This is a genomic window from Coprobacillus sp. (genome assembly GCF_984815275.1).
On record NZ_CFJNYH010000008.1, the window covers coordinates 75,971 to 83,556 of the forward strand.

At 32.4% G+C, this 7,586-nt stretch carries 8 protein-coding genes; all 8 read left to right on the forward strand.

The annotated features are described in order from the left end of the window. The first annotated feature begins 145 nt into the window (after nt 1–145). On the forward strand, nt 146–2,059 hold the full coding sequence (locus AC5M21_RS04725; protein WP_202086272.1) for a BglG family transcription antiterminator: 1,914 nt from the start codon (nt 146–148) through the stop codon (nt 2,057–2,059). Between the two features lie 12 nt (nt 2,060–2,071). Next, on the forward strand, nt 2,072–2,392 hold the full coding sequence (locus AC5M21_RS04730) for a PTS lactose/cellobiose transporter subunit IIA (protein ID WP_008789980.1): 321 nt from the start codon (nt 2,072–2,074) through the stop codon (nt 2,390–2,392). Next, nucleotides 2,389–2,685 (forward strand): PTS sugar transporter subunit IIB, encoded by a 297-nt coding sequence (locus AC5M21_RS04735; protein WP_008789979.1) that lies wholly within the window; start codon nt 2,389–2,391, stop codon nt 2,683–2,685. The genes AC5M21_RS04730 and AC5M21_RS04735 overlap by 4 nt, the downstream gene beginning before the upstream one ends. Nucleotides 2,686–2,699: 14 nt before the next feature. Then, nucleotides 2,700–3,983: a PTS sugar transporter subunit IIC gene (locus AC5M21_RS04740; RefSeq protein ID WP_008789978.1), complete on the forward strand. Its 1,284-nt coding sequence runs from the start codon at nt 2,700–2,702 to the stop codon at nt 3,981–3,983. Further along, complete coding sequence (locus AC5M21_RS04745; protein WP_008789977.1) at nt 3,980–4,798, forward strand: tyrosine-protein phosphatase; 819 nt, start codon at nt 3,980–3,982, stop codon at nt 4,796–4,798. Before AC5M21_RS04740 ends, AC5M21_RS04745 begins: the two co-directional genes overlap by 4 nt. A 287-nt stretch (nt 4,799–5,085) precedes the next feature. Further along, on the forward strand, nt 5,086–5,499 hold the full coding sequence (gene rpsL, locus AC5M21_RS04750) for a 30S ribosomal protein S12 (protein WP_008789976.1): 414 nt from the start codon (nt 5,086–5,088) through the stop codon (nt 5,497–5,499). 19 nt (nt 5,500–5,518) lie between these two features. After that, nucleotides 5,519–5,989 (forward strand): 30S ribosomal protein S7, encoded by a 471-nt coding sequence (rpsG, locus tag AC5M21_RS04755; RefSeq protein WP_008789975.1) that lies wholly within the window; start codon nt 5,519–5,521, stop codon nt 5,987–5,989. Nucleotides 5,990–6,019: 30 nt separating this feature from the next. After that, nucleotides 6,020–7,586: elongation factor G (gene fusA, locus AC5M21_RS04760; RefSeq protein WP_412109633.1), on the forward strand; the 1,567-nt coding region annotated here is incomplete at its 3' end.

The following is a 7,586-nucleotide window of genomic DNA, read 5'->3' on the forward strand; positions in this document are numbered from 1 at the left end:
CATAAAAGAAATTATTTTACTGATTTCAAGGTATAATTAAAGGTAATGTCAAACAATATCGTGATTAGTATACAAATCGACAAATTATTTATGCATCTTTCAAACTGTTATAAGAATATCGGCAATGCTATAATGAATTTGGGAGATGGGTAACGTGAATAAAAAAATATTAGATTTATTTCAATCTCAGGACATTATAACTCTAGAAGAACTTAAAAATCATCTTGGTTTTTCAGAAAGAAAAGTGAGGGAATTTTTAAGTGAGTTAAGAGATGCGGGAGATAAAAATGGATTTCAAATTATTACTGTCAGTAAGCGAGGATATTTTCTACAAATAATAGATGATACAAAATATCAATCTTATTTACACCAATTCAATAATGATTTCCAACAGTTCATTGCTAAAAAAGAATATCGCATATCATTAATACTATTTTTGTTATTACAAAACACTGGATTTATTTCTATAAATCAAATTGCTGAAATTCTAGATGTCAGTCGGAGTACAGTCATTAATGATATGAATGATGTCAAAAAGGAGTTAAAACACAGTGAGTTACATTTAGAATCTCGCTCTCATTATGGAATTAGAGTGTCTGGGAATGAAAAAAATATTAGACAAATGTTGTCTAGAATTAGTAGAAAAGTCATAGAGAATCAAAATGTTCATTTAGAGTTCTTTGAATTTATTGAGAAGTTAGATTTTGATTTGGTTACAGATCACTTTATCTCTTTATTAAATGAATATAATATTATTATGACAAACAATGCAATAGAATCCATATTGTTTCATCTTAAAATCTTAATTTATAGAATATTACAGAAGAATTATATTAATGAAATTAAGATTAATAAGAGTTTAATTGATATAAAAATATTTGCGATTACCAAAGAATTACTCTCCTTTATAGAAAACCAATATTCAATTCAAATCACGAATGATGAAATTGATTTAGTTGCATCACAAATTTTCGGAAAAGCCAGTTCTGAAATGGTGCCACTTGATCAGAAAATGAAACTGGCAAAATCTATTCGTGAAGCGTTGATTAAGGTTGATAAAGATTTTGATACAAATTTTAGCGAAGATACAGTCTTAAAGGAAAACTTATTATTACATTTGCATCCATTAATTATGCGTGTAACATATGGATTAACATTGAGTGATTCATTAGTCAAATCAGTTTCTGTACAATATATGAATGCTTTTTTAGTCGCTATGCGATTTATAGATTATCATGAGGAATTAAATGAATATCAATTGTCGCGTGATGAAATTGGATATCTTGCATTGCATTTTGCTACACATATTGAAAGAGAAAATCAGGCTAAGATGCAAAGTATTAAAAAGATTGTTTTTATTGCTGATAGCATGAAAAGTTCGACATTACTAATTAAAACAAAAATTCAGTCTTACTTTCCTTTGGCTAATATTATGGTCATTCCACATATGTCAGTTGCTAAACATGATATGGAAGAAATAGAACTGATTATTTCAACAGAGCCTGTTTGTTTAGAAAAAGGACAAAACAAAGTTGTAGTGATTCATCAGAATTTAGACGAAAAAGATTTCCATAAAATAAAAAATGAAATAATTTTTTCAGGAGAACAATATACAAACAATGTCTTAGGGTTACAAGATTTGTTTTATGAAGATTTGTTTTGGGTTGTAAAGAATGGGGATTATCTCGATTTAATAACAAAAATGTGTGAAAGAATGGTAGATAAAGGCTATGCAAAACAAGGATTTAAAGATTCTGTATTAGAAAGAGAGAAACGCTTTTCAACTGTATATGATACGGGTATTGCTTCTCCACATAGTCTTCAGCCAATGGGAAATATTGATAGTGTTGGTATTGTTTTGCTGGAAAAGCCTACAGTATTTCACGATAAAGAAGTGAAATGCATATTTGTAATCAATGTGAAAAAGGGACATTTATTATTGCATCAGGAAATTAGCGATTTTTTAATTAAGTTGATGAACGATAGTAATAAAATCAAACAATTAGAACTTATAAATACATACCAGAAATTGAGGGTGTTTTTAAAGGAGTTTTTGTAAGGAGTATATATTATGGAAGAAGAGATTATGACAATTATATTAAATGCTGGAGATGCACGTTCCAAGTGTCTATTGGCTTTAAAGTCAGCAAGAAAGGGAGAGTTTGAAAAGGCTAAAGAGCAACTGAAACAAGTGAGTCAATCCATGATTTTAGCGCATAATGTTCAAACCAGACTGATTCAAAAAGAAATGACTGGAGAAAAACACCAAGTGAGTTTATTAATGGTACATGCTCAGGATCACTTAATGACAGCTATGGCTATTAGAGATATGGTCGAGGAAATGGTTGCTTATGCAGAAGAATTGAATAAGAAAATGGAGGAAAGATTATGATCAAGAAAATTTTATTAGCATGTTCTGGTGGATTTTCTACAAGTATGCTTGTGCAACGCATGAAAGAGGCAGCTGTTGCAAAGAATTTGAATATTGAAATATTAGCAGTTGGGGAAGACAATATTTTTGAACAGTTAGATTCTGATGTTTTATTATTAGCGCCTCAAATTGCACATAAATTAGAAGATTTATCTTCAGATTTAAATATGCCTGTTTTTACGATTGACATGATGGATTATGGAATGATGAATGGGGAAAAAGTATTAGCTGAAGTCTTAGAAAAAGTTGAATAAGGGAGAGGATAGTTATGAAAGGTACATTTGCACAAAAGTTAAGTAAAGCGGTAAGTAAATTCTCAGGAAATTTAGTTGTCAAAACAATTGCATCTGGAATGGCGAGGCTATTACCAGTCATTATGATTGGTTCAATTGTGACTTTATTAATTAGTTTACCGATTGATCCATGGCTAGCATTTTTAGAAAGTTCAGGAATTGGTTCAATTATTACTATTGGATCTAAAATGACAAACGATATTATTACAATTTATCTTGTTGTTTCATTAGCGTATGATATGGCGAGATTGTTGAAAGTCAATCAACTCAATGCTGTATTGGTTTCTATTGTCTCATTCTTTATAGTCACGCCAATGACAGAAGCAATGATTGGGGAAAAAGTTATAAAAGTTTTTACAACAACATATCTAGGTTCAAGAGGAATGTTTGTTGGAATTATTGTTGCATTGTTAGCTACATATTTGTTTTATTTATTGGCAGAGAAAGGACCAAAAATTAAAATGCCTGCCAGTGTTCCGCCAGCAATAACAGCTTCATTTGAATCATTAATACCTGCTATTGGTGTTGCTTCTTTCTTTATTCTCATTGGTGCGTTGTTTTCTATGACATCTTATGGTGATGTACATTCAGCTGTTTATGCTGTTTTACAAGCACCATTAGAAGGTTTGGGAAATTCTATTTGGGCAATGGTTTTATTAGCATTATTAGGTGAGTTCTTTTGGTTCTTTGGCATTCATGGAAGCAATGTTACAAGTGCTGCCAATAATACTTTATTTATGCCAGGAGCTATAGAAAATGCTTCTAACGTAGCAGCAGGATTACCAGCAACAAATGCAGTCAATTCATATTTTTTAGAAGCATTTAAAGGACCAAGACACTGTGTTTTATCAGCAATGTTAGCATTTATGTCTAAATCAAAACAATTAAAGGCAGTTGGAAAAATAGCAGTTGTACCAGGATTGTTTGGAATTAGTGAACCGATGAAGTTTGGAATTCCAATGGTCTTTAACCCAATTATCTTGATTCCAATGTCACTTGCTCCAGTTATTTCATTATTAATTGCTTATTTTGCTATAAAAATAGGATTCATGTCAATTGTCAGTATTGCAGTACCATGGGTTGCTCCACCTCTCATCGGTGGTTTCTTAGCAGCTGGATGGCAAGGGGCAGTTGTTCAAACTATCCAAATGATTGCAATCTTCCTTCTTTATTTACCATTCTTTAAGGTATTAGATAAACGTAAATGTGCTGAAGAAGCACAAAATGAATTACAGGCAAAAGAGGAGATTGTTTCATGACAAGAATAATAACATTAGAGGGAACATTTAACACCCGTGATATTGGTGGTATTCTTAACAAAGAAGGAAAATGCATTTGCTATAATCGTATGATTCGTTCAGATGCATTAAATAAAATAACTATACAAGATGTTGAATATCTTAAGCATTTGGGTTTAAAAACAATTGTTGATTTTAGAGGAAAACAAGAAGTCATAAAAGCTCCAGATATAAAAATAGAAGGGGTTAAGGAAATAAACTTATCTCCTAATGCTGAAGTTGCAAATCTTGCTAGTGGAAACATTGTCGATGATCAACAAAAAATTGATGCGCTTATAAAAATATCAAGTACTCAGGAAGGAAGATTGCAATTAAAAGCACGTTCTGATGAGATGAGTGAGCAGATGCGTGAATTGGTCAATAGTTCTTATGCTAACAAACAATATACATCATTTATAAATTTACTTACTGATGAAAACAATCTTCCTTTATTACATCATTGTAAAGGTGGAAAGGATAGAACTGGTTTTGCAACTATTATCACTTTATTTATTCTTGATGTCAGTTTGGAAAAAGTAAAAGAGGAATATATGTTAACGAAAGAGTGCATGGCATCAAGAAATGAAAAAAGGATGAATGAATATAGACAATATACTAATGATCCATTTGTATTAGAATATTTATCAGGTCTTATGCAAACCAAGGAAGTTTATTTTGATGCAGCAATTGATGAAATGATAAAATTGGCTGGGTCAATCCCCAATTATTTAGAAAAATATTTAGATGTGACACTAGAGAAAAAAGAAAAAATAAAACAAATATTTTTAAGTAAATAAACCATAATTCTATAGTAACTACACATATAACTGTGAAAATTATTATAATGAAGATGTGAAGATGATATCTTCATTGAAGAAGACAGTGAAATCTATATGATGATTACTGTCTTTTTATTTACAATTCCTTTTTCTATGATAAAATCAATATTTTTTGTAAAAAAGTGTTGACTTTATATCTAAATTCACCTATAATCATCCTCGGTACTCTTAGTGGAGTGCATTTATTCTGGTGAAAAATGAAACACCCGGAATTGTGTGTTAACAAGAAAGGAAAGGAGAAAAATATGCCTACAATTAATCAATTAGTCAGAAAAGGACGTAGTGAAAAAACTACTAAATCTAAATCACCTGCGTTAAATAGAGGATATAACTCATTGTTAAAAAAACCAACAAATATTAGTTCACCTCAAAAACGTGGTGTTTGTACACGTGTTGCGACTATGACACCTAAGAAACCTAACTCGGCTTTGCGTAAATATGCCCGTGTTCGTTTATCAAACGGTATGGAAGTAACAGCATATATTCCAGGAATTGGACATAACTTACAAGAACATAGTGTTGTTTTAATTCGTGGAGGACGTGTTAAAGACTTACCAGGGGTTCGTTACCATATTATTCGTGGTACTATGGACTGTGCTGGTGTAAAAGATCGTATGCAAGGACGCTCTCGTTATGGAGCAAAAAGACCTAAAAAATAAGAGATAGGAGGAATAACCGATGTCAAGAAGAGGACGCGTAGCAAAAAGAGACGTACTACCAGATCCAATTTATAATTCAAAGGTAGTTACAAAATTAATTAACAATATCATGCTTGATGGAAAAAAAGGTGTTGCTCAAAACATCTTATATGATGCTTTCCAAAAAGTTGAAGCAAAAACTGGAAATCCTGCTATGGAAGTATTTGACCAAGCAATCAACAACATTATGCCTGTACTTGAATTAAAAGTAAGACGTATTGGTGGTGCTAACTATCAAGTGCCTGTTGAAGTATCTCCAGAAAGAAGAATGACATTAGGATTAAGATGGTTAGTAAACTATTCTCGTTTAAGAAACGAAAAGAATATGGTTGACCGTTTAGCTAATGAAATCGTTGATGCATCTAATGGGACTGGAGCTTCTGTAAAGAAGAAAGAAGATACTCATAAGATGGCAGAAGCTAATAAAGCATTCGCACATTTCCGTTGGTAATATAAAGATACTATTTGAAAGGAGAAAATTATGGCTCGTGAATTTTCGTTAGAAAACACTCGTAATATTGGAATCATGGCTCATATTGATGCTGGTAAAACAACAACAACTGAACGTGTTCTTTATTACACAGGTAAGATTCATAAGATTGGTGAAACACATGATGGTGCTTCACAAATGGACTGGATGGAGCAAGAACAAGAACGTGGTATCACAATCACTTCAGCAGCAACAACTGCTCAGTGGAATGGACACCGTGTTAATATTATTGACACTCCAGGCCATGTAGACTTCACTGTTGAAGTAGAACGTTCATTACGTGTACTTGATGGTGCTGTTACAGTATTAGACTCTAAAGCTGGAGTTGAACCTCAAACTGAAACAGTTTGGCGTCAAGCAACAACTTATGGAGTACCTAGAATTGTATTCTGTAATAAAATGGATGCAACTGGTGCAGACTTCATTATGTCTGTTGAATCAATCGGTAAAAGATTAGATGCAAATGCAGTTGCTATTCAATTACCAATTGGTGCAGAAGATACATTTGAAGGATTGATTGACTTAATCAAAATGCAAGCTGTTCATTTTGAAGGTGTGAAAGGAGAAAACGTTGTTTACTCTGAAATCCCAGAAAACATGAAAGCTCAAGCTGAAGAATATCGTCAAAAAATGGTTGAAGCTGCTGCTTCATTTGATGATGATTTAATGATGAAGGTTTTAGAAGAGGAACCAGTAACTGAGGAAGAAATTAAAGCTGCTATCCGTAAAGGGGTATTAGCTGTTGAGTTATTCCCAGTATTGTGTGGTTCTGCATATAAAGATAAAGGTGTTCAAACAATGTTGGATGCAGTTATTGACTTCTTACCAGCTCCAACTGATGTCCCATCTATTAAAGGTGAAGATGAAGATGGAAATGAAATTGAAAGACATGCAAGTGATGAAGAACCATTCTCAGCATTAGCATTCAAAATCATGGCAGATCCTTTTGTTGGAAAATTAACTTTCTTCCGTGTATATTCTGGTAAAATTTCATCAGGTTCTTATATCTTGAATTCAACTAAAGATAAGAAAGAACGTTTAGGACGTATCTTACAGATGCATGCTAATACACGTAAAGAAATCGATGAAGTTTATGCAGGAGATATCGCAGCTGCTGTTGGGTTTAAAAACACAACAACTGGTGATACTATCTGTGATGAAAAGAATTTTATTATTCTTGAAAAAATGGAATTCCCTGAACCAGTTATTGAATTAGCTATTGAACCAAAGACTAAACAAGATCAAGATAAATTAGGAAATGGTTTAGCAAGATTAGCTGAAGAAGATCCAACATTCAGAGTGACAACTAACCCTGAAACTGGTGATACAATTATCGCTGGTGTAGGTGAATTACACTTAGATGTTATTGTTGATCGTTTAAAGAGAGAATTTAAAGTAGAAGCTAACGTTGGTGCTCCTCAAGTTGCTTATAGAGAAACAATTAGAGGAACTGCTGATTGTGAAGGTAAGTTTGTAAGACAATCAGGTGGTCGTGGACAATATGGTCACGTATGGATCAAATTTGAACCTAATGAAGGTAAAGGATTTGAATTCGTTG